The sequence below is a fragment of the Acinetobacter sp. CAU_H_78 genome, from assembly GCF_058599365.1.
Genome location: NZ_CM178652.1, coordinates 1,088,625 through 1,112,725, shown reverse-complemented (window position 1 = coordinate 1,112,725; position 24,101 = coordinate 1,088,625). Strand labels below are relative to the sequence as shown.

The window sequence follows — 24,101 nt, the reverse complement described above, 5'->3', positions numbered from 1 at the left end:
TTTGATTTATAAATCAATATTATATTTAATAAATCCGCAATATTAGCTTCACCCGACTGTCATATTTAACCGCTAATTTATTCCTGACTTTAAAACAACCAGACCTTAGTTATGGGAATAAAACAATGACAGACTACTTACCTTATGATGAAAATCAGGAATTGGATAATAATACGTCAGATAATCATCATTTTCGGGATATTTTAGAACAATCTATCTCTCGTCGTGACTTGATTGCCAAAACTGCAAGTGGGGCTGCAGCATTGGCCCTTGCATCTTCTCTGACTGGATGTGGGGATAACGATAATAGCTCTACTCTGCCCCCAACCGAGACTGCACCAAACCCGCCTGCTACTGACCCAAATACAAAACCAGAGCAACTGAACTTTACACCAGTTGCCAAAAACTTGAATGATATCGTTACTGTACCAGACGGTTATGAAGCCAATGTCCTGTATGCTCTTGGAGATTCTATTAATCCTGCATATTCAGACTGGGATGATAACAATATCCCGAATGGTCCAAGCTTTCAGTTTCGCTCTGGCGACTGCCATGATGGAATGAGTTTTTTTGGCTTAAATATTACTACTGGCCGCTATGACCCGACTGTGTCTGAGCACGGTCTACTCGTTATGAACCATGAATATATCAATCCGACTTTTTTACATCCTCAAGGACCAACCAAAGTTGATGGTCGCCGCCCTGAAGATGAAGTCATTCGTGAGACAAATGCACATGGTGTTTCAATCGTTCATATCAAAAAAGACAATTCCAACCAAAAAATAGAAATTGTCAAAAATTCGATTTATAACCGTCGAATTACTGCCTCAACTGTCATGAGCTTTTCAGGTCCTGCGAGTGGATCTACTCTTCTATCTACACGCTTTTCACCAGGTGGAAAATTAACACGCGGTACGCATAACAACTGCGGCAACGGCTATACCCCCTGGGGTACTTATCTCACCACTGAAGAAAACTTTATTGGTTACTTTGTCCGTAGCAAAACTGATGATGTTCATCGCTTAGCGCAAGAAAAGATCGCTTTGGAGCGTTATGGTTTAAAAGCAGGTTCAAGCTCACGTTATGGCTGGGAATCTGCAATAGGTACAATTGAACCTCAGGATCTTTATGATCGATGGAGCGCAGATATTACTGCCGGTGATGCCAGCAAGGATTATCGTAATGGCCCAAATACTTTTGGCTGGATTGTAGAAATTGATCCATTTGATAGCCGACAAAATCCAGTTAAGCGTACAGCCTTAGGGCGTTTTGCCCATGAAGACTGTCGTGCTAGTCGTGCTCGTGAAGATGATAACCTGGCTTTCTATATGGGCGATGACTCACGTGGAGAATACATCTATAAGTTTGTCTCTGACTACAAATGGAGTGAAAAAGACCGCAATGGCGGTTATGCAGTCGGAGATAAATATATGGATCATGGCAAACTTTATGTTGCCAAATTCAATGCAGACGGAAATGGTCGATGGATTGAGCTGAGTTATGGTATTAATGGGTTGAATGAGCTGAACAATATCTACCCTTTTAGTTCCCAGGCGGATGTCGTGACCTTTGCCCGTCTAGCAGCAGATAGCGTAGGCGCTACTAAAATGGATCGTCCAGAATGGGTTGCAGTCAATCCTGAAAATGGAGAAGTCTATGTTACGCTCACTAATAACTCTAACCGCGGCACTACACATGCCTTAGATGCAGCCAATCCACGTAACTATAGCGATCCTGAAGGTGGCAAAGGTAATGTAAATGGTCATATTATCCGTTTACATGAAGATAAGGATACGACTACAGCCATCACATTCAAATGGGATATTTACCTATTTGGTGCTGAAGCTAAAATGGCACAGAATATTAATCTATCGGGTTTAAATGATAATAATGACTTGTCTTCACCAGATGGAATGTGGTTTGACCCTCGTGGTGTACTCTGGATTCAGACTGATGATGGTGCTTATACAGATACGACCAATTGTATGATGTTGGCTGCTTTACCTGGTAAGGTTGGAGATGGTACTCGAACAACCACATCTTCTGGTCAGGAAACTATAGTCGGTGCTCAAGTCTCAGATCAAACTTTACGTCGTTTCCTGACAGGTCCGAAAGGCTGCGAGATTACAGGGGTAACCATGACACCAGACTATAAAGCGATTTTCATCAACGTACAGCATCCTGGAGAAGATTCTCGAAGTTATGATAAGCCCACTAGTCATTGGCCTGCATCACAGACTAACTCATCTGCTACTTCCCGGCCACGCTCTGCAACTGTAGTAATCACTCGTAAGGATGGCGGGTCAATAGCGGGTTAAAGAACTCAAAAATTTAAAATGCTGGCTTAATGCCAGCATCTTTATTACTAAAACAGATGTCTATAAAGTTCTTAATATTTCATATTTTGGTGTAATGGATGCTGGGCTCGATATCAATTTCCTGTTTAAGACATTAATTTACCTAGAGAGTTTTTTATTCAGTTGCTAATTGCGTATTCTTATTTTAATGGACACTAAATCTCACAGAAAAGTGAACAGAGATTCCTATCTTACTTGGACGCTTTAGAGTTCATATAATCGTCACTATGTTAAATAGATATAAATTGACTTAATATATGGATATACGTATATTTGAATAAGAGTATAAATTGAGTCAACTTAATGGATCAAACTGATTTCTTTAAATGCCTTTCTGATCCAACTCGCTTGGATATCTTAAAGCTTGTTATAGCTAAGCAGAATATTTGCGTTTGTGAACTCACTGAACGTTTGCAGCTTAGTCAGCCTAAGATTTCCAGACACCTAGCATTACTTAGAAACCTTTCGATTTTGCTAGATCAGCGACAAGGACAATGGGTCTATTACCGTCTGAACCCAAATCTTCCTGAATGGGCTAAAGCTGTACTAAATATCATCTCGAATCAAAACGAAGACATGATTAATAGCACCTCTACCGATACCTCTATCTCTATTCATTGTGATTAATAACTATGAAATTCCTTTTCTTATGTACAGGCAATAGTTGCCGTAGCGTCCTTTCAGAAGTGTTATTTAACAGCCGCGCTCCTGAAGGATGGAAAGCTTATAGTGCTGGCAGTAAGCCGACAGGCAAAGTTCATCCCTTAACAATTAAGACTTTGGAAAACTTAGGACTATCTACAGAAGGCTTATCCAGCAAAACAATGGATGACTGTGAACGATACCAACCTGATGTTGTGATTACAGTATGTGATTCGGCTGCTCAAGAGTCATGTCCCCTATATTTGAATGATGCAATTAAAGCTCATTGGGGATTAGCCGACCCATCACATTTAGACCTTCCTGAAGAAGAAAAACTTCAAGCATTCTTAAGGACTGTTGATCACATTAATAGACGCTTAGACGCTTTATTTGCACTTGATGTAAATAGCCTTTCTCGTTCTGAACTAATCAATGAAATCAGCAAGATTTCTAATATCGAGTAAGCCATGTCTAACTCAAGACTTTCTTTTCTAGACCGAAACCTGACCCTATGGATTTTTATTGCCATGGCATTAGGGGTAGGCATTGGCGTGTTCTTTCCTCAAGCCTCTGTTGCACTGGATAAATTAAGCGTGGATTCAGTGAATATTCCTATCGCAATAGGGCTCATTCTGATGATGTATCCACCACTCGCTAAAGTCGATTATGCAACTTTGCCAAAAGTGTTCGAGGATAAATGCACTCTGACTTTATCCCTTATTCAGAACTGGCTGATAGCCCCATGTCTGATGTTTATCCTGGCAATAGTTTTCTTACATTCCTATCCTGAATATATGACAGGCTTAATCTTGATTGGATTAGCTCGATGCATCGCTATGGTGTTGGTATGGAATGGATTAGCTTGTGGCGATAATCAGTACGTAGCGGCATTGGTGGCTTTTAACAGTATTTTCCAAATTTTGTTTTTTAGTACCTATGCTTGGCTTTTCCTGACCTTCTTACCGCCTTATTTTGGTGTGGAAGCACAGGTCATTGATGTGAGCTTTTGGACAATTACTCATGCTGTCCTCGTTTATCTCGGCATACCATTTCTACTTGGTTTCTTAACCCGAATGATTTTAGTGAAGCAAAAAGGGTTGCTATGGTATCAAACCAAGTTTATTCCCAAGATCAGTCCACTTAGCCTGATTGCGCTCTTATTTACGATTGTAGCCATGTTTAGTCTAAAAGGTGGTGAAGTCGTTCATTTACCTCTAGACGTGCTGAGAATCGCAATCCCTTTAACCTTCTACTTCATTGTAATGTTCTTCATTAGCTTCTTTATGAGCAAATGGATGGGCAATGACTACCCTAAAACTACCGCTATTTCCTTTACTGCTGCAGGCAACAATTTTGAATTGGCGCTTGCTGTCGCTATTGCCACTTTTGGACTGGCTTCGCCTGTTGCATTTACTACGGTGATAGGTCCATTAGTTGAAGTACCGGTGCTCATTATGCTGGTATCAGTGTCTTTATGGCTGAGAACAAAAGTTTTTAAAGAGGTATAAATCTGATGAATTTACCGAATATTGATTTAAGTCTTTTAGACAAGCCTACTTTAGAAAAGGTTCAAGCCAAAGAGCTGGATCATCCACCAAGAATACTGCTTCTGTATGGTTCAAACCGTGATAGATCATATAGCCGTTTAGCTGTTCAAGAAGCTGGCCGAATCCTAGAGTATTTCGGTGCCGAAGTTAAAATTTTCCATCCTAAAGGTCTACCTCTCCCTGAAGATGGCGATATGGAACATCCAAAGGTTAAAGAACTACATGAACTCTTAACATGGTCAGAAGGTATGGTGTGGTGCTCTCCTGAACGTCACGGCTCAATGAGTTCCATCTTGAAAGCTCAAATCGACTGGATTCCACTTGCCGCAGGTGCAATACGTGCAACTCAAGGTAAAACCTTAGCTGTAATGCAAGTGTGTGGAGGTTCTCAATCATTTAATGTGGTCAATCAATTACGTATTTTAGGGCGCTGGATGCGGATGATCACGATTCCGAATCAATCATCAGTACCTAAAGCATTCCTAGAGTTTGAAGAGGATGGTCGTATGAAGCTCTCTTCTTACTACACTAGGATCGTGGATGTGATGGAAGAGTTATACAAGTTTACGCTCTTAACGAGAGGACAGTCCTCATACCTCACTGACCGCTACTCTGAACGGGTAGAAAGTGCTGAAGAATTATCTAAGCGTGTAAATCAACAGAGTCTTTAAATTTCCTAAAATTAACATAATACACGTTATAAGAAATTATTCATTATATTGTATAAAAATCAAAAACTTAATACACATAAAGAAGCCCAAACAATACCGATTGGGCTTCTTCATGGATTTTTCATGTTCCACAGTCATTAAGTGAGCAATGTTTCACGAATTTATGTAGTCTCATTGTAAGCGTCCGCTGAACACACCTTATGAATTCATCCTATAAGCCTTAATTTAGTCCCCACTTAAAAACAAGTGGGGACTTAAATTTATGACTATAAATAATCAGACATCCATCGCATCTCTTGCGAAAAAACGAAGAACATACAGTGCTGAATTTAAACAGCAGATCGTTCAGGCTTGTAAAGCACCGGACGTTTCAATTGAATACAAATCTTGTATCCAAATGGATTCGCTTAATTGATGGTAAGCAAGGGAATGATCGCTCACCACTACCGAATAAACCTGCATTTATTGCTTTATCTTGCTCTGCACCATTAGATCCTATTCCTACTGAGATGTTAACGGTTCAAATTACTTTACCCCACTCAAAAGCAGAAATTGGCTTGAAATGGCAAGTATCAGAAATATCTGCTTTAGCAGAATTACTCAAGGCACTTGCAACATGATCCGCATTGATGAAATCTGGCTTTCTACCCAACCTCTGGATATGCGAGCAGGGATGGATACTGTCATGGCTCAGGTGCTGAGAGCCTTTGGCTACATCAAACCGCATTGCGCTTACCTGTTCTGTATACAGGCGGTCTAAGCAACTATACAAAATCACAATTACTTATAGATCTTCATGATGATGCTCTGGTAGTAGTAGACAGTTCGTACTATAAATTTAGCAGTCACACTTTTTGACTCAGCCGCAACTTCTTTAACTGCACCACCCTTCACGCTTGGCAGAATCAGTACCGCACTCAATGAAACAGCCATGAAGATTTTTGCAAACTTAGGATTGTTCTCAAATACAAAAAGTGAGATCAAAGACAAAAAGTTCGTGATCAGGAAGAAGATTGAGAAGCACAGGCCCACCATAGGCATCACGATTGATTTATAGGCATCTTTAGCATCCATTTCTTCACCAGCACGAGGCATTTTAGGCTTCTCATTTTGTGCATTCAGTTCAGAAATATATGGACGATACTTATTATAGGTTCTAAACAGTGAATCTGGCATTGAGGCAATAATCTGTTCTTTAAAATCCTTTTGCTTAGGATCATAGATACGAGTCTGGTTCGTTTCTTTGAAGATATAAGCCTTTACATCAGGGTGATTAAAGAACTGGCGTTCAGTCATGTTCGGTGGAACATTAGAATTTGGTCCAAAAGTTTCTTTGCTTTGCTTAACCCATTCTTGATGGATTTTTTCTTTCTTTTTAGTAAAGAAAACCTGATCCATGTAACGGTTATATTCCTCGCTCTTGCCGATATAGCGACCCCAAGCGTTTTGTAATTGAGTTAGAACATTGCTCGACATCATTTGGCGATTGTAATAAGCATCATCGTTCATTAAGCATGTAGCGAATGATGTAATCGCTTGCTTGTATTTATCTTCACTATAAGTCTTAGTCATCTCAATATATGGGAAAAAGGCCCGATCTAAGGTGCTCTCGACATTAAAGATATTTGGATGCTGTTGGCATGATTGAGCCTGAGAATAATATTGCTGACGTTCAGCTTTTGATTTGGCTTCGGCATATTCCGGTGTTAATTCCCTATTGATGTATATCCCATCACGAGGGTTCATTTTTTGTTTAAGCCAAATTTTGAAATTAAACCAATAAAGATGCTCCCTTTTTGTGGCCCAACGGTCGTTGTAATACGGAACAATGGTGTTATGAGCGCCTGTAATCAGCAAAGCCTTGCCCTTCTGTTCATTAGAAGCGCTATTCACAATGTAATTAATGACCTGGTTCTGCACAAAGAATGAGATACCAATTGAAATTAAGGCCACTGGAATAAGCCAGAGAATGAATTGATGGATTTTCTGGAATCCTGGCAGAACTGCTTTCATGAACAGTAGGCAGATCCCTATTCCGGTAAAGGCTTTACCATATCGTTCCACCGTTTCGATCTTTGTAGCCGAGGTTGTAGTGGACATCTGGCTAATGATCATCGAGTTAAAATAGATTTCTAAACCGAAGTAACCTAATGACAAAATAAGGAATAAAACAAGGCAAACTTTTTGTTGGAAAGTTGCAATTTTAAGAGCTTTTAACATAGCAGTTTTTGTAGGTTATAAAGATATAAATTTGCTGGAAACTTATCAAATTAATCAGTTCTTTTTTAGGCAAAAACTATCAAAAATACATATACAAAAAGCGTCCTAATACCCAGACAAACTCTTTCATCTCACAATTTAATAAGATTAATTCCAAGTTTAAGATAAAAAACCCCCATAAATTTCCTGTCTATGCATATAGGTAGTACGATAAGTACGAAAATTGGAACTTAACTAGCCCAAAAGTACCGCTTAGTACCGGCTTTGTTGCATAAACATTCAAAAGCTGAGTTTTCCCCAATCCATTCAAATTTAAGTGACAACTTGGGTGTGAGGTCTACCTAATTCCGTAAATCTATTCAGAACTGCCACACGCGCATGAACTTCATTGACCTGACTTTGAAAAAATACAATTAGGCTTAAAATCAAGAAGATTTTTAGAACCAAAAACCCTTAATTTTCAATACATTATTTAAAATAGCAGTTTATAAAACTCTTTTTTATATCTTTAGACATACCATCTTTTCAACAAAAACCTGCCCCTTTATTCCCAAGTTTTTGATCATGCGTTCATAAGTTAAATTTCAGTTTTATCATAGAGACAGGACATAAAAATAATAAGAAACCTCTATGAATAAAAGAATACTCTCTGGGCTTCTTCCCTTGGCGTTATCTCAAGCAAAAATAGTTGCTGTGATTAGCATCGCGCAAAGCACCGCTCTCTTTCCAATTGACGGGATGGATGACTGATGCCAAAGATCTCTAAGTTCGCCAGTGAGCGCCGTCATACAGAACGGAAACAAGTCATACAAAAGGAGATGCAGCAGGCCCAAAACTTTATCCAGACGCATCTGCCTTTGGATGAGTTCTTCGAGGCCTATCAGCATCATCAGCACTTGGGACTATTAGAAAAGCTCGAAGAGGCCATTGAACGAGAAGCCTCCTCGGTTCGTTATAAAAAAATGCTGTATCACTGCTACCGCAGGCAGATCATGCTATTCAACCATCGCTATGAAATCGAACTTGATCTACCCTCCCGGCAATTTCTGAGCATTGAACGTGAGCCCATGGAATTCAACCGGGAGTGGCTTGAGCGCTCCAAGTACGTTCATATGGTCCATCAAAGGCTGTGGCGTTACTGGAACACGGCATCGCAATTCTCTGATGCAGAAATCATTGGCAACATTCTGATCTCGGGCATTCTCTTTGCCGGGATCTGTACCCGCAATACTCTGGATGCATTTCTTGAACAGTTACAGCAAGGACTGATGATCCAGCACCTTAAGGCTATAGATCTGCATCTGGTCTTTCTTGAACCCTTATCCCCGGGTTATGGGGACATCTACCATCCTGAAGCACCACTGAGAAAATCACGCACACTGGTTTTAGACCGCATCACTCAACTCTGGCTGGTCCGATACCTTGAACACTCCCCGACTGTACGCATGAATGCCTTTGACTATCTCAGTATCATCTTCAGGAAAATGGAGTTTACCGGTCAATATTCTGAGATTACTAAACTTCTGGCTTCGGCAAGTTCTCATTGGGTGCAACTGGATCATGTCACACTGGATACCGCTTTAAGCCGCTGCCTGGAAGACAAAAATGAAACCTGCGGCTTAAGCCTGACATCATTCAAAAACTATCTGGATCCACCTCTGTTTTCAGCAGAGTTAAATGAGGGTCACATCACGAATAGGCCTTCAGTAAAATGCTCAACCGCTGTGATGAATAAACAATCACTGGTCAGTATCAAAAAACTGCATAGGTATTTGCTCAAGACCATTCGACACAATCAAGACGGTTTGACTGAACTCATCGACTATGTGACCCAAGAACACGCTGTCCTGTCTGAAGCCTCAATCCGAATCTGCCTATGGCTGATCAGTATGTTTCAACCCAGTACAGCGCAAGTACAGCACTTAAGCCAGCTCTTCAATCTCGACACAGAAGCTTGGCTCAAATATTTAGGTTACCAGCAGAAATTAAGGCGATCCTCGATCTATAGCTACTATGCCAAGTTTGCAGAAGCCTGGTTGTTACATGCGCTTCCCTATATGGAAGATCCTGATTTCAATACCCACCTTGAGGACATCTACAGCAGGGTTATGGGAGAAAACACCAAGTCCTCGCATCAAAAACTCGATCTGCTACGACGATTTCATCATTTCCAAAAAATTCTGTTTAAATCAGAAGATTTTCCTTTGTACCGCGATCTTCAGGCATCCTCTCATCCCAAGACACAAATTATCTCAGCCAAAGTATTTTGCGCTGTACTTGATCTTATCCCTGCTTACGTAAAGTGTGACAGCTTTAATCAGCATGATGCCGAGATGCTCAAAATTATCTTTACCCTCGCCTTTCGTACGGGGATGCGGATTAATGAAATTTTAGGCCTGAGAGTTAAAGATATTGAAGGTCCAGCTTGCACCTCGATTTGGATCAGGCCTTACCGCTCTAGTCAGCAGGAACATACATTAAAAACGGACAGCGCTGAACGTAATATCCCGGTCAGTACGCTGTTATGTCCCAATGAACATGAAACGTTTAAGGACTACTGTTTATCCAGACGCATCAGCTTCAGTAAAGATGACTATGTATTTACCCTGTGGAATAGCAGTGAACGCTTATCCACACATTTTGTCTCTCAGATTTTCTCGAATCTGATCAATACGGTATTACCGGGGTGTCAATATTCATTTCATACCCTCAGACATTCTGCCGCCAATCATCTAGCACTGATCCTCAATATGCCCTATGAACTGGTCAAGGTCTTTAGCGATTATACTCAGCAAGATTATGCGCGGATACGCAGTGACCTGATTCGTGGTAAAGCAGCACAGGATCTCTGGTATATTCTTGCCCATTTACTCGGGCATATCACGCCAACAGAAACCTTTAAAAGCTATCTGCACTTATGCTTTATCATGGCGGGTTACAGGCTCAGTCAATATGATCCATCTATTCCCTACCGCACCATTAAAACCATTTATCCTGGTCTCTCAATCAAACCCACTTCGAAAGACATTCATCCAAGCAGTTTAAGTCCGATGCTTAGGCTAAATTTGACTGCTGAGCACCTGATAAATAGCGCTACACATAGAAAAAGTTCTAAAAGAGCCAAACCATCCGTTACCCGAAAAAATGAGTGCGGTAACGAAAAATATTATCCGGGCACGGCTACATCAGGTATCTCCGCTCATATGGCAATCCAGATCATTAGACACTGTGAACGATTTGATGATATTGATTACATCGCTAAAAAATTGAACCTCCCACGGGCTTTCATTCAGGCATGTAAAGACAATATCAACAAATTACAGATGCTGAAAAATCAGAAAGGCAGGTCAAGGTTCATCATCAATCCTGACAAAGATAGACGCATATTGCCCTGCGTAGAAACTTTTGAAGAAAAGAAACTGATTCCATATTTTTTTAAACAGCTGGGTGATTATTCCAAAGATAATAAAAATCTCATTCAAGGATTAAAAATATTTATTCAAAAGGTGAATACCTCTGAATCAGGATTAATATTCCACATTAAAGAACTAGATCAAATTAATATCTTTTTCGAGGCAATCCACCCACTTTTTCCCACTCGCTACTGGACCATTGAAATACCAAAAAGGATAAAAAATATAGATTTATCATCAATTAAATGTATTCAAAAAATTAATCAGACCAACCTAATACCTGGAAACTTTCAAAATTCTTTCCGTGTATACTTAAAATCAAAAAATACCAATAAATCACTCAGTTTTCTTAAGTACATTCTTATTCTCTTATGTGTATTTAATCAAAAGGTTTTTATTTAGAATAAATACTAGATAACCTATAAACTTCAGTTACATCTTGGAATTAGACAAGCCCTAAAATTTATATTAAAAAGAATCATCGATGATAATAAGAGATACGCAGATGCTTAATAGAGAAAAGATCAATAATATATTGCGTAAACTAATTCATGAGTTTCAAATTCTCGATGGATATACGCTAGGACTGTTCTTTAATGAAGATAATAACTGTAGTAATTATCGGGCCATCTATTTATGGATTGAAGAACTGATAGACCAGAATCCTGACATTAGCTTTGATGAAATAAGAGTTCTATATCGAGAACGACTTCCTGATTCATATTCTATTTATTAAAAAAAGCCCCTAGTTACAGGGGCTTAATAAACCTACTCTCCCAGGAATTTATTTCTATACCAGGCCCAAAGCTCCTCAGCTATAAACAAATTCCCACCTTGCAGAGAACTTACAATTTTTTTGGGTCGAGGAAATGTAGGATCTATTTTCATAAGCTTATATAAGCTTGTTCTAGAAATATTTAAAAGCTCGCACACCTGATGAAGCTTTAAAAGAAGGCTTTCAAATACTTTACCATTATTATGATCGTGATGACCACTTGGCATAGTTTCTGTTCTCCTCTGGAGGTTTTTATTTAAATAATTGAAATTAATCTGCATTAATTTCCCAATTGTTTTGCAACCATGTTTCTATTTGCTTTGTATCGTAATACACTCCTGCACGACGCTGGGTAAAATCCTTTTGTGGATGAGGAAAAGTTGGATCACTATCAGCAATTTTTTTTAATTGTGCTCTAGTAATACCCATTATTTTACAAAGATCCAATAATTTAATTCTCCAAGGCAAGAATTTTTCAATGGCATCAAAACTATTTTTATGTATACACTCTTGTGTGATTAAATCAGACACTTTTTCCTGTGTACATAATAAGAAATACTTCCGAATTAAAAAATTCTTGACATTATCTTTGGGGTTACTCATACATTTTAATGAGGTGGTGATTAATAACTAAACACTACCTCACTAGAAAATATTTGCAACACCCTGTAGGAGTTTTTTTATATTTTCTTTGTAAAATTAGATGCATTTTGTAACAATAGAGTCTATATAGTTACCCCACCATTCCATGACTTTAATACGCTCCCGAAAATGCTGACCTTTATTATAAGTACCAGGCATCCCCGCCTTAAGGTGTGCTAGGCAGGCTTCTATCACCTGCTGTTTATCACTTAAAATATCGTTCAATTGGGTGGCTGCAATATGGCGAAAGCCATGTGGATTTTGCTTGTCTTTGTAGCCCATTCTGTTCAAAGCAGCATTAAAAGTCAGATTACTGATCGGCTTCATTGCACTGTCTCTGGAAGGAAATAAATATTTACTTTCTCGCCCAGGAATTGCCTTTAACTCCTCCAGCAACTTAATAACTTGTGGAGATAAGGGAATATCGTGATCTTTTCTCATTTTCATCATGGAACCTGGCCTTTTCCAAATTTTGAGATCGAAATCAAACTGATCCCATGTCGCGATTCTTAATTCACCTGGTCTTGGAAACATGAGAATTAATAATTCCAAACCAATAGCGATTTGTCGGGTTCGATAATTTCTGATCTTTTGAAGCATTTCAGGCAATTCACGAATATCAATGTGCTTCATATTATTTCCTATATTCTTATCCAGGTATTTTTTCAGGGTTGCTACAGGGTTGCGTTGCATCCGCTCATGATGAATGGCGTAATCATAGGCATTCCGAACATAGGAAAGTAGTTTCTCGACTCGGTTAAAAATCTTCTCTTTTCTTTGCTTACCCTGAAAAAATTTTTGCCATTCTTGAGTCTTGATCTCTGCAAATTTTCTTTTGCCAAATACAGGTAAGAGATGCCTCTCGATAGATTGAACCTCCTTTTTAAATGTTTGTGCTGTCCACGAATTTTTTTTGGTATCCAACCATTCCCACATCAACTGTTCAAACAGCTCTTTATTCTCTTCTTGCAATTTCAACGCTTTTTCTTTACGGGTAAGCGGTACCACTATACCCTTTTCTATATCTCTCACTTTTTCACGAGCCTCTTTAAGAGAAACTTCTGGATAAGTCCCTAAACCGATCCATGCCCATTTTCCCTGACTATTCTTTTTACGCATTTGCCAGGATTTTTTACCTGAAGTTTGAATCCTCAGATAAAGACCCGGAACATCACCAACCCGATATTCCTTCTCTTTTGCTTTCAATGCATCGCATTTCAGATCACTTAAATGTCGTTTTCTAGTCATGGTCTAAAACTCTCAATTGAAAATATGTATCCTCGTTATAGGGTGAACTCGGGATACACACAATAGGATACACAGGGTCCATTTTTATACGCGAACGTATGTGAACATATGCGTACATATGTGTATTTTTTAGGCAATAAAAAAACCCTAATTCTTTTAGAATTAGGGTTTTATATTTCACATAAGAATAGTATGAGAATGAAATTTGGTGGGCCCAGACAGACTTGAACTGTCGACCAACGGATTATGAGTCCGCTGCTCTAACCAACTGAGCTATAGGCCCTATATAGACTGAATTTGTTATATTTCAACTAGTTCAGGCGCATTGAATACTAGCCAAGATTAGATCAAAAAACAAGTACTTTTCTTTCTGCTTGCACACTTAGCCAGCAATCATTTTTTATCCTTAATAACTGCCCTGCTTAGGATTTAAGACTTCAGTCTAAGTTAAGCTAGCAAAAGCCTAATATGACATCTATATTTTCTATCTAAAATAAAGAGAGCACGCTAATTATTCGAATATCAAACCAATAAATTAATCGCTTTTACGTCTCAATACAACCATAATCAATAAAAATACCAACTATTAAGTATAGAAATATAATCCTAGAAAATATTCTTTAAAAATCTATAAAGACTAAAATTCCGATTCCAATTTCTCGTCTTTACGTAAATCCATATAGATTTCGATTAAAGACCATACAATAACCAGTGCTAACAGAAGCATTGAGAACATGAAAGCTGTAATATACGTCATAGGTTTCAATCTCAGAGAGAAAATGACCAGAAAATAGAAAAGACACAATTTCTTCTTTTCTTCGACAAAAGTCTAATAACTAAAATTTGTGCTGGATAGTCATTTTGTCATCATTTTAAGACTTATTTTATATAAGATGATATATCTCAAGGATTATTAAGTATTTATTTATATCTTTCAGGTCTTAAAAAACTATTTAATATACTTTTTTGATTTTGGATTTTTTATATTATTAATGAATTTTAATTAATGCCTATTGACTGTGAATAAGAACAGGAAGAAATTATGCAGTTCATACCGTTAGCTCTTATTTCTTTCTACTTATGCTAAACAAATTTATTGGCGAATCTGCATTTAAACTTGCCGGTTGGCAATATCATGTTGAACCCGATGTACTCGAAGATAAACAGGTCATTGTCGGATTTGAACATACATCCATGATGGATGCAGTTCTATCTTTGGCGCTCTTTAAGATGTATGACATCAAAATTCATACCCTGATCAAGAAAGAACTGTTCAAAGGCCCAATGAAACCAATTCTGGAAGCCATGGGTGGTATCGCGGTCGACCGTAAAGCGAATAAGGATATTGTTAGCGTAATGGTTGAACATTTTCAGAATAATGAAAAATTCAATCTGGTGATCGCACCTGAAGCCACCCGTGCCAAAAATGGTGAAGCGCGTAAACCGATCCGTACCGGTTTCTGGCATATTGCCAAAGCTGCCAATGTGCCAATTGTGCTTATGTATGCCAATTCCAAGACCAAGCAAGGCGGGATTTTTGGCAAAATTTATCCTACTGATCTTGCACATGATCTGGCTTTAATCAAGCAACTCTATAAAGAGAATGTTGGTCTGGATATTATTATCCCGGAATAAACCCTCCATAAAAGGGCTTGAGAATAATATTTCTCCTGCCCTTTTCTTATCTAGGTATTTTCTCAGCAAACATTTTCTTAAGTTTTTATTTACATTTATTGCTTTGCCTTTCTATTTTATTGCCTATTTTTTTGGCATTATCATTAAATCTCAAATTCAGACTCTTTTTTCAAAAAAAGAGCTTATGGTAGAATCGGCGCAATTCGATAGGCATACAGCCAATCTACAAGGAGCATATTTCGCATGGCGGGTCATTCCAAGTGGGCCAATATTAAGCATCGTAAAGCAAAACAAGATGCCAGTCGTGGTAAGTTGTTTACCAAATACATTCGTGAATTAACAACTGCTGCTAAACTCGGTGGCGCTGATGCGGGTAGTAATCCTCGTCTACGTGCTGTTGTAGAAAAAGCATTATCTGTAAACATGACACGTGATGTGATCAATCGCGCGATTCAGCGTGGTGCCGGTGGTGAAGATAACGACGATCTGAAAGAAGTAACCTATGAAGGTTATGGCGTAGGCGGCGTTGCGGTTATTGTTGAAACCATGACAGATAACCTGAACCGTACGGTTCCTGATGTACGTCATTGCTTCACTAAGACTGATGGTAACCTCGGTACCAATGGTTCAGTGTCATTCTTGTTCACTAAACGTGGCGAGATTACTTTTGAAGATGTGTCTTTAGAAGATCAAATCATGGAAGTAGCACTTGAAGCAGGTGCTGAAGATATCGAAGTGGATGAAGATGAAATCCTGGTCATCACTACGCCTGAAAGCTTCGGTACAGTACAAGATGCTTTAGCTGCTGCAGGTTTGAAATCTGATAATGCTGAAGTGGTGATGAGCCCATCTACCAAAGCTGAAATCACAGATATCGACCAAGCGAAAAAAATCATGAAAATGATTGATATGCTTGAAGACCTAGACGATGTTCAAAACGTTTATACCAACGTTGAATTCTCTGATGAAGTTTTGGCGCAACTCGATGCCTAATCCTCTATGAGATCAAAACGCACCTTCGGGTGCGTTTTTTATATGCGCTAAAAAGCCTGTAATTTTAAACCTTATTTAAAAGACCACTACAGTTAAAGACATTATATTCCTTAATCACGAAGCTGGAATGCAGCGCTACGACATGCTCGATCTTGCCGATTCGACTTAATAGAATCTGACTATAATTTTCCATATCACGTGCCACAACTTCGACAATAAAATCCGCAGACTGCCCTGTCACCAGGAAAGCGTTAATGACTTCCGGAATATTTTCTAATTCTTCTAAAAATTTGGCAAAAGTATCGCTATCATGCTTGCTTAAGGAAACCTGCAACAGCACATGCAGGCTAAAGCCCAATTTTTGATAATTAATCTCGCGCTTCAAGCCACTGATAATATTATGATCGATTAAATGCTTAATCCTGCGATGTACCGAACTCACAGATAAATTTACTCTCTCAGAGAGTTCATTCAGATTGACATCTTCATGGGTCAAAATTTCAAGAATGTGCTTATCAAAACGATCTAATTCCATCTCTAATCTCTTGCCATTTTATTTAAATACATCATCATTTAACTCTTAGTATTGTTTTTTTTTTCGTAAATTACCAGTTATTTGAAAAAAAATGCCAGATATATCTTAATAGCCAGTTTTAAGCCATGTTTATAGTCATTCGTCGTATAAAAAAATTTTCGATAACCGTCTCTTTTAAATAAATCATTCTTATTTATCACTAAACTATTTATGAATAAAAACCATTACCCTGATAATCCTATTTTCAAAGCATGATTAATCCAACTTAGATTTACACTTGTATAGAAATTGAATAAGAATTGAGCGGTTTATCTAAAACACACAACAAACATAACAAGATAAAAATTCGCAAGGAACGGTTATGGCTTTTAGTATTCTTAGTTCAATTAAAACTAAACTCAGTCCAGTGCTCACGACAGAGACACAAAATACGAGTTTACTTGGCGGTTTATTGGGTGGCAGTCTTTCTGGCATCATTGGTTCTATTACAGGTTCTACCCCCTCTACACCCTCCCTGGATTCTCTCTTAAACAGCCTGCTTTCTGGCAAAAGTTTAACTTCCAGTTCCCTCACTGATTTAATTAGCCAATTTACAGGCTCAAATGCTTCTAAACTTGATATCAATAGTTTAATTAGCCAGTTAACTAAAGCCAATGGTGGCAGTTTTGACATAGGTTCAATCAGCAATTTGCTTGGCAGTTTAATGGGTGGTAATACATCAACCCTGGATTTAAATGCAGTTATCAAACTGGTCAGCGGATTGATGGGTGGCAGTGCTGGCAATGTAGACCTCGGTAAAATTGCTGAACTGGCTGGCAACTTATTGCAAGGTGGCGACCTTGATCTTACCCAAATCACTCAACTGCTGAGTGGCCTGATTGGAGGTACTGGTGGTCTTGGTGGAATAGACATTGGTGCCATCGTCGGTATCGTCAGTGGTCTCATCCAAGGTGGTGATATTGATATTACTCAAATTACCCAACTATTGAGCGGTCTGATCGGTGGTTCAGGTGGATTAGGCGGCATTGATATAGGAGCTATTGCAGGCCTCGTCGGTGGCTTGATTCAAGGTGGCGATATTGATATCGCACAAATTACTGAACTGGTTAGTGGCTTAATTGGTGGTTCTGGCGGACTTGGCGATGTAGATATTGATCAAATTGCTGAACTGGTTAGTGGTTTAATTGGTGGTTCTGGTGGATTAGGCGGCATTGATATCGGCGCAATAGCGGGTCTAGTCGGCGGCTTGATTCAAGGCGGTGACATTGATATTACGCAAATCGCTCAACTAGTTAGCGGCTTAATTGGTGGTTCTGGCGGACTTGGCGATGTAGATATTGATCAAATTGCCAACCTAGTCGGTGGTCTCATCAGTGGCAATGCCGCTAGTGATCTCGACATCGGTGCAATTGTTGACTTAATCAGCGGATTGATCGGTGGCTCAATAGGTAGTTTAGATACCAGTTCAGTCAATCTGTTAGCCAGTAACCTAATGAGCAATGCAAGCAGTGACCTTGATATCGGTGCTATTACCAATTTGCTCAGTGGTCTAATCAGCAATTCAGGCAATATCGATACGGGCACCATTGCGCAAACTGTAACGCAAAGCCTGATGCCACTGCTTGTATCGATTGATACAGGTAACTCATCCATTGATATGGATCAACTTACCCAAGTTTTACCAACAGTGGTTGGTAGTGTGACTACATTGGTATCTGCAATCAGTTCTGCAGGTTCAGGTAATGTGCCAGACACCATCGCGGATGTACTAAAAGGCATCAATCCACTGTTGAATCTATTAGCGAATAGTGACGTTCTTGACGCTGATCAGGCAGAAATCGTGAATTCTCTTTACGATGTCTTGAATAGCGTACAAGTGGTGCTGGATTTTGTGAATAACCCATCACTGCTCACCTTATCCAGCGACCTCAATAATGTGATTACCGCACTAAAACCTGTGATTGCGCTAATTGATAGCGAAGGTCAATTTACAGATGCACTGGATGGTATTCAGTTCCCTGAAATTGGTGACTTACTTGGATCACTCGGTTCTGGCATACCAAGCTTAGACGGTTTAGGTCTGGACGCATTCACAGATAGTCTTGGCAATTTAGTCGGTAACAACTCGTCCCTACAACTGCCTGATCTTAGCGAATTGATCTCCGGCATTAGTAATACTGATACGGCTACGAATATCAGCATTACTGAAATCCTCCCAACCATTAAAGAGACCATTACCAATCTCTCAAGTGGTAGTTCCCTACCGAAGTTTGACTTTAGCTCACTGCTCAGTGGCTTCAGTAAAACAAGTGATATTGATCAAACCAACCCTTGGGGTTAATTCTAATCTCATAAAAAAACGCGCTTTATGCGCGTTTTTTTTATTTCATTTTTAATTTTATACACCGCGCCAATCGACACGAGCATTACGCTCATTACGATACATCTTTTGAATATATTGCCCTAATGGCAACTCAGCCAAATGACTTTGATATTCACGGTATTCATCCGACATTGATTCAAAGCTTTCTCGCTCCCACGGCGTTCCCGGAATGGCCAGTAAAGGTGCCAAAATGGAACAAACTGCAATATCGGCCAGAGAGAAACGTGAACCGACGAGATAAGGTCCTTCTTTTTCCATACGAATCTGATTAAGCTGCTCAACCGAATCCTTGATAAATTGTTTGGACTGTTCCAGTGTTTCTTCAGTTAAGGCATAACCCTTGGTCAAAATGGTTTTTAGCAATGGCTTGGAGAATTTTTCAAACTGGCGCAGATAGCCTTTTTCTCCAATCAGAATATCCATCGATTCATGATCATGCGATAAAGCCTGAGCCAGCATCCAGCGACGCACATGGCGGCCTAATTCCTGAGTGATTTCATCAATATCTAATGCCTGCTGGCGCAAGCTTGTTTCTGCAGGTAGCAGACGGTGTTCAGGATATTGCTCATCCAGATACAGGGCGATTTTGGTCGAGTCCGCAATCCACTGTTCCCGATCGCGCAGAATCGGTAAACGGTTTTGTCCCGTTTTCAGGCGAGCAAAGGCACGATGAGCACCTGGCATCAGATTTTGCGCAACATATTCCAGCTCTTTGTAATCCAGCATCCAGCGTGCCTTTTCACAAAAATGAGAAAGTGGAAACTGGTATAAGATGCGCATAAATTCTCCATGCTTGTTTTTAGGTCAGGTCGCATTAAAACCATCTAATTTAGTCGGATACTTTAGTCACCCCCGACTGGAAATACAATGAACTTTTTATTCAAAATAAAGATGTTGCTTATTCGACACGGCGATGAGTATTTTTATACATTTTTTTGTCTTAATTATCTATAAAGCAGATATGCACTACTTTAAACTCATCTTTTAAAATCAAGGAAACATTAAAAACCTATTTAATTTTAATCAGTTACTATATTCCAAATTTATAAGAATCTAGCAGTTTTTGTCCTAAATAGCTTTTTTCATAAGCTTTGCAAAAGCAATTGCTTAATTACATAATGCTTTAGCTGTAACGTTTTGGCATCGATTTAGGATGTCATTATGTCTCGTTTAACTTCTGAAAAAGTTCATATCATCGAAAATGATCTCGACGCGATTAATGCTGCTTATCAGGTTGCAGACTTTGCTCTGGAAGGCCGTAATCAACGTGATCAGCAACGTCTATTACCTTTTGCTGAGATTGACCTGTTCAGCCAGAAAGGCCTGGGTGGCATGCGCATTCCGAAACAGTACGGCGGTGCATTTGTTGCCAATAAAACCCTGGCGCATGTATTCCGGATTATTAATAAGGCTGACTCTAATGTCGGGCAAATTCCGCAGAACCAGATTGCATTACTCAACATGATCGGGATCATGGGCACAGAAGAACAAAAACAGTTTATTTATAACGAAATTCTAAAAGGTAAGCGTCTGGCCAATGGTGGTCCGGAACGTAATACCAAAGACACCAAAACACTGGCAACCACGCTCACGATTGAAAATGGCCGCTATTTTGTGAATGGTGAAAAATTTTATTCGACCGGCAGCAGCTTCGCGCACTGGTTAGCGATTAAAGCGATTCATCCTGAAGGACATGTGGTGCTGACTATTGTCAATCGCAATGCTGACGGCGTTGAAGTGATCGATAACTGGAATGGCTTTGGTCAACGCACGACTTCGAGTGGCACAGTCAAACTTCAGCATGTCGAAGTTGATCCACTATTGATTTTTGATGAGCGTCTGTTAGGGAGTCAACCAAGCTACCGCGGTGCCTATTCCCAATTGATGCAGGTTGCGATTGATGTCGGCATTGCCGAAGCTGCTTTTGCCGATACGCTGACTGCCGTACAAAAAGCACGTCCAATTGTCGATGCTCAAGTCGAAAAAGCCAGCTTTGAGCATTACACCTTGCAGGAAGTCGGTAAATCTTCTGTGCTGCTCGATGCCGCGATTTTACTGCTGGATGAAGCCGCTGAATATCTGGATGAACTGGATCAGCTGGAATCTGTGACTGATGAGCAGGCCGCTAAAGCCTCAATTCTAGTGGCTGAAGCCAAAGTCTATGCCAATGATGCAGCTTTGCATATCTCGGAAAAATTATTGGAACTAGGCGGCAGCCGCTCTAGCTTAAGTCAGCACAATCTTGATCAGCATTGGCGTAATGCACGTGTGCATACCCTGCATGACCCGATCCGCTGGAAGCTGCATGCGCTCGGGGATTATTACCTGAATCATAAACTCCCTGCCCGCCACGCTTGGATTTAAGGATATTCGCCATGACTTCATTTCAAAATATTATTCCATTGTAGTCAGAACAGCTGGCACATGCGCACATCATCAAATCTGATGAAGAAGCACTGGAAATTGCCCATAATCTGGCAGAGCAGTTCAAGGCTGGTGCCGTACAGCGTGATGCTGAACGTATTCTGCCTTTTGAAGAAATCGAGGCTTATAGCCAGTCTGGGCTCTGGGCGATTACTGTCCCGAAACAATATGGTGGTGCAGAAGTGTCTAACTATACCGTGGCACAAGTGATTGCCCTGATGAGCGGTGTGGATGGTTCAATCGGTCAGATTCCGCAAAACCATTTCTATGGTCTGGAAATCCTGCGTAATAACGGCACGGAGGAACAAAAACGCAAGCTGTATGCCGAAGTTCTGAAAGGTGCCCGTTTTGGTAATGCCTTGGCTGAGTTTAAAACCAAGACTGCCGCTCAACGTCAAACTGCCATCCGCAAAGCAGAGCAAGGTTATGTCATTAACGGCGAAAAATTCTATTGCACCGGCAGCCTGTTTGCGCACCGTATTCCAACCCTAGTGGTGGATGAACATGAACAGCAGTTTCTGGTCTTTGTGCCACGTAACAGCGAAGGTCTTACCTTGATTGATGACTGGAGCGGTTTTGGTCAACGTACCACTGGCAGCGGCACGGTGAAATTCGACAACGTGCATGTGCTTGAGGAAGATGTGGTACGTTTTGATACGACCTATTCGCACCCAACCATTTCGGGCCCTTTCGCACAATTACTGCATGCCTCTATTGAAACCGGCATTGCCCGTGCTGCATTCGAAGAAACCTTAAACCGTGTACGTCAGGCGCGTCCGTGGATTGATTCGGGTGTGGATAAAGCCACCGATGATCCGCTGACTAAATTTGAACTCGGTCGCGTCGTGGCTGATGTGCGTGCTTCTGAAGTGTTACTGAAACAGGCCGCCCGCTCTGTAGATGCAGCTAAAGCTGATCCAACTGAATCTAGTGTTGCCAAAGCCTCTCTAGATGTGGCTAAAGCGCGTGCGCACAGTAGTGAAACTGCCTTAAAAGCATCATCAAAACTGATTGAACTGGCTGGCAGTCGTGGTAGCCAACGCGAAGATGGCTTGGATCGTTTCTGGCGCAATGCCCGCGTGCATACCCTGCATGATGCTTCACGCTGGAAATATTATTTTATTGCCAATTATTTACTGAATGGTGTTCTGCCTCCACGCCGGGGGACATTGTAATGACAATTACAACGACTAATCCAAAAGCAAAAAAAATCTTGCTGAATGCCTTTGATATGAATTGCGTGGGGCATATCAATCACGGCTTGTGGACTCATCCTCGTGATGAATCGCATCGCTTTAATGAGCTCAGCTACTGGACTGATCTGGCGAAAACTTTAGAAAAAGGCCTATTTGATGGTCTGTTTATTGCCGACATTACTGGGGTCTATGACGTCTATCAGAATGGTATTGATCTGACGCTAAGAGAATCGATTCAGTTACCAAGCCATGACCCAAGTACGCTGGTATCTGCTATGGCAACAGTAACTGAAAATCTCGGTTTTGGTATAACAGTCAATCTCAGCTATGAGTCGCCTTATCAGTTCGCCCGTCGTTTTGCCAGTCTGGATCACCTGACCAATGGCCGTATCGGCTGGAATATTGTCACCGGTTATCTGGACAGTGCACAACGTCTGATTGGTGAAAATGGCCTGAAAGACCATGATCTGCGCTATGAACAGGCCGAGGAATTTTTACAACTGTGCTACAAGTTCTGGGAAGGCTCCTGGGAAGATGATGCGGTTTTAAAAGATAAGCAAAATCGAATTTTTACTGAACCAGCCAAGGTCCATCAGATCAATCACCAAGGCCAGTTTTATCGCAGTCAGGGTGTATTCCAGGTTTCCCCTTCTGTTCAGCGTACCCCTGTATTGTTCCAGGCCGGGGCTTCACCACGTGGTATGGCTTTCGCTACCCAGCATGCTGAAGGCATGTTTATTGGTGGTGAACATCCACACAAGATCAAGAAACAGGTCGATCAGATCCGCCGTCAAGCGGTTGAACAAGGCCGTGATCCTGAAGCAATCAAGATTTTTGTCGGCATTACCGTGGTAACCGCAGAAACAGATGAACTGGCACAGCAAAAACTGGATGAATACCGTGCTTACGCCAGCCCTGAAGCTGGTCTTGCACATTACTCCAGTTCGGTTGGCATTGACTTGGCCAAATTTGCCGATGATGAGCCGATCCCGTACAAGAAGACCAACAGTATTGCGACGGTTAATGACAAATTTAAAGAGCAGCAGATCACACCCAATGACCTAAAGGCTCAACATGTGCTGGGTGGACGTTATCCACTGATCGTTGGCAGTGGTGCCACCGTGGCAGAAAAACTGATTCAGCTGATTGATGATACCGGTATTGATGGCTTCAACCTGACCCGTACGGTGGCACCTGAATCACATCAGGATTTTATCCAATTTGTGATTCCTGAATTACAGCAGCGCGGACGCTATAAAACTGAATATGAACAAGGCAGTTTCAGACACAAACTGTTTCAGCAAGGAGACCGCTTACCTAGTGCGCATCCAGTACAGCAATTCCGATGTCAAAAATCCGCCTCAACAGCGAACACAAACTTAAAGCAAAAACAATCAGCATAAATTCATTTTGAGGTGCA

The 24,101-nt window shown here is 40.4% G+C and carries 18 protein-coding genes, 1 tRNA gene and 2 pseudogenes; 14 read left to right on the top strand and 7 right to left on the bottom strand.

Annotated features, from left to right (window positions below; translation table 11 throughout):
* The first annotated feature begins 125 nt into the window (after positions 1–125).
* The 7 genes and pseudogenes from AC4MCD_RS05480 (at position 126) to AC4MCD_RS05450 (ending at position 5,977) form a co-directional block, all read left to right on the top strand.
* Positions 126–2,318 (top strand): PhoX family protein, encoded by a 2,193-nt coding sequence (locus AC4MCD_RS05480; protein WP_491876719.1) that lies wholly within the window; start codon positions 126–128, stop codon positions 2,316–2,318.
* 342 nt (positions 2,319–2,660) lie between these two features.
* The gene (locus AC4MCD_RS05475; protein ID WP_166136176.1) at positions 2,661–2,984 is read left to right on the top strand and encodes an ArsR/SmtB family transcription factor; all 324 of its coding nucleotides are present in this window, start codon (positions 2,661–2,663) and stop codon (positions 2,982–2,984) included.
* 5 nt (positions 2,985–2,989) lie between these two features.
* Positions 2,990–3,463 (top strand): arsenate reductase ArsC, encoded by a 474-nt coding sequence (locus AC4MCD_RS05470; RefSeq protein WP_166136172.1) that lies wholly within the window; start codon positions 2,990–2,992, stop codon positions 3,461–3,463.
* A gap of 3 nt (positions 3,464–3,466) precedes the next feature.
* Complete coding sequence (gene arsB, locus AC4MCD_RS05465) at positions 3,467–4,507, top strand: ACR3 family arsenite efflux transporter (RefSeq protein ID WP_166136169.1); 1,041 nt, start codon at positions 3,467–3,469, stop codon at positions 4,505–4,507.
* A 5-nt stretch (positions 4,508–4,512) separates the two neighbouring features.
* The gene (gene arsH, locus AC4MCD_RS05460; protein ID WP_491876718.1) at positions 4,513–5,217 is read left to right on the top strand and encodes an arsenical resistance protein ArsH; all 705 of its coding nucleotides are present in this window, start codon (positions 4,513–4,515) and stop codon (positions 5,215–5,217) included.
* A gap of 262 nt (positions 5,218–5,479) precedes the next feature.
* A pseudogene (locus tag AC4MCD_RS05455) lies at positions 5,480–5,837 on the top strand (transposase).
* Complete coding sequence (locus AC4MCD_RS05450; RefSeq protein ID WP_491876717.1) at positions 5,834–5,977, top strand: transposase family protein; 144 nt, start codon at positions 5,834–5,836, stop codon at positions 5,975–5,977. Before AC4MCD_RS05455 ends, AC4MCD_RS05450 begins: the two are co-directional and overlap by 4 nt.
* A gap of 20 nt (positions 5,978–5,997) precedes the next feature.
* Here the strand turns inward: AC4MCD_RS05450 and AC4MCD_RS05445 are convergent, their stop codons facing one another.
* On the bottom strand, positions 5,998–7,437 hold the full coding sequence (locus AC4MCD_RS05445; protein ID WP_491876716.1) for a hypothetical protein: 1,440 nt from the start codon (positions 7,435–7,437) through the stop codon (positions 5,998–6,000).
* 749 nt (positions 7,438–8,186) lie between these two features.
* Here AC4MCD_RS05445 and AC4MCD_RS05440 point away from each other — a divergent pair.
* Complete coding sequence (locus AC4MCD_RS05440) at positions 8,187–11,252, top strand: tyrosine-type recombinase/integrase (RefSeq protein ID WP_491876715.1); 3,066 nt, start codon at positions 8,187–8,189, stop codon at positions 11,250–11,252.
* A gap of 366 nt (positions 11,253–11,618) precedes the next feature.
* Here the strand turns inward: AC4MCD_RS05440 and AC4MCD_RS05435 are convergent, their stop codons facing one another.
* The 4 genes from AC4MCD_RS05435 to AC4MCD_RS05420 all read right to left on the bottom strand — a co-directional run bounded on the left by AC4MCD_RS05435 (position 11,619) and on the right by AC4MCD_RS05420 (position 13,798).
* On the bottom strand, positions 11,619–11,852 hold the full coding sequence (locus AC4MCD_RS05435) for a helix-turn-helix transcriptional regulator (RefSeq protein ID WP_166136157.1): 234 nt from the start codon (positions 11,850–11,852) through the stop codon (positions 11,619–11,621).
* A gap of 43 nt (positions 11,853–11,895) precedes the next feature.
* Positions 11,896–12,156: a hypothetical protein gene (locus AC4MCD_RS05430; RefSeq protein ID WP_166136154.1), complete on the bottom strand. Its 261-nt coding sequence runs from the start codon at positions 12,154–12,156 to the stop codon at positions 11,896–11,898.
* Between the two features lie 168 nt (positions 12,157–12,324).
* Positions 12,325–13,515, bottom strand: a complete 1,191-nt coding sequence (locus AC4MCD_RS05425) for a tyrosine-type recombinase/integrase (protein ID WP_419374618.1) — start codon at positions 13,513–13,515, stop codon at positions 12,325–12,327.
* A 206-nt stretch (positions 13,516–13,721) separates the two neighbouring features.
* Positions 13,722–13,798: transfer RNA gene (locus tag AC4MCD_RS05420), tRNA-Ile, on the bottom strand.
* A gap of 797 nt (positions 13,799–14,595) precedes the next feature.
* Here AC4MCD_RS05420 and AC4MCD_RS05415 point away from each other — a divergent pair.
* A complete protein-coding gene (locus AC4MCD_RS05415) occupies positions 14,596–15,150 on the top strand; it encodes a 1-acyl-sn-glycerol-3-phosphate acyltransferase (protein ID WP_166136149.1) in 555 nt (184 codons plus the stop codon).
* 243 nt (positions 15,151–15,393) lie between these two features.
* Positions 15,394–16,143: a YebC/PmpR family DNA-binding transcriptional regulator gene (locus AC4MCD_RS05410; protein ID WP_004784089.1), complete on the top strand. Its 750-nt coding sequence runs from the start codon at positions 15,394–15,396 to the stop codon at positions 16,141–16,143.
* A 64-nt stretch (positions 16,144–16,207) separates the two neighbouring features.
* On the opposite strand, the gene AC4MCD_RS05405 is transcribed toward AC4MCD_RS05410, so the two are convergent.
* Complete coding sequence (locus AC4MCD_RS05405; RefSeq protein WP_004784091.1) at positions 16,208–16,678, bottom strand: Lrp/AsnC family transcriptional regulator; 471 nt, start codon at positions 16,676–16,678, stop codon at positions 16,208–16,210.
* Positions 16,679–17,039: 361 nt separating this feature from the next.
* Between AC4MCD_RS05405 and AC4MCD_RS05400 the strand changes: the two are divergent.
* Positions 17,040–18,203: pseudogene (locus tag AC4MCD_RS05400) on the top strand (hypothetical protein); the annotation flags it as partial.
* Positions 18,204–19,076: 873 nt separating this feature from the next.
* Here AC4MCD_RS05400 and AC4MCD_RS05395 read toward each other — a convergent pair.
* Positions 19,077–19,841: a glutathione S-transferase family protein gene (locus AC4MCD_RS05395; RefSeq protein ID WP_491876714.1), complete on the bottom strand. Its 765-nt coding sequence runs from the start codon at positions 19,839–19,841 to the stop codon at positions 19,077–19,079.
* A 381-nt stretch (positions 19,842–20,222) separates the two neighbouring features.
* Between AC4MCD_RS05395 and AC4MCD_RS05390 the strand changes: the two genes are divergently transcribed.
* Genes AC4MCD_RS05390 through AC4MCD_RS05380 form a run of 3 tightly spaced genes read left to right on the top strand, consistent with a single transcriptional unit; the run spans position 20,223 to position 24,084 of the window.
* Positions 20,223–21,425, top strand: coding sequence for an SfnB family sulfur acquisition oxidoreductase (locus AC4MCD_RS05390; RefSeq protein WP_491876713.1), 1,203 nt, complete (start codon positions 20,223–20,225; stop codon positions 21,423–21,425).
* Positions 21,426–21,478: 53 nt separating this feature from the next.
* On the top strand, positions 21,479–22,660 hold the full coding sequence (locus tag AC4MCD_RS05385) for an SfnB family sulfur acquisition oxidoreductase (protein WP_491876846.1): 1,182 nt from the start codon (positions 21,479–21,481) through the stop codon (positions 22,658–22,660).
* Positions 22,660–24,084: an LLM class flavin-dependent oxidoreductase gene (locus tag AC4MCD_RS05380; RefSeq protein ID WP_491876712.1), complete on the top strand. Its 1,425-nt coding sequence runs from the start codon at positions 22,660–22,662 to the stop codon at positions 24,082–24,084. The genes AC4MCD_RS05385 and AC4MCD_RS05380 overlap by 1 nt, the downstream gene beginning before the upstream one ends.
* Positions 24,085–24,101 lie beyond the last annotated feature (17 nt).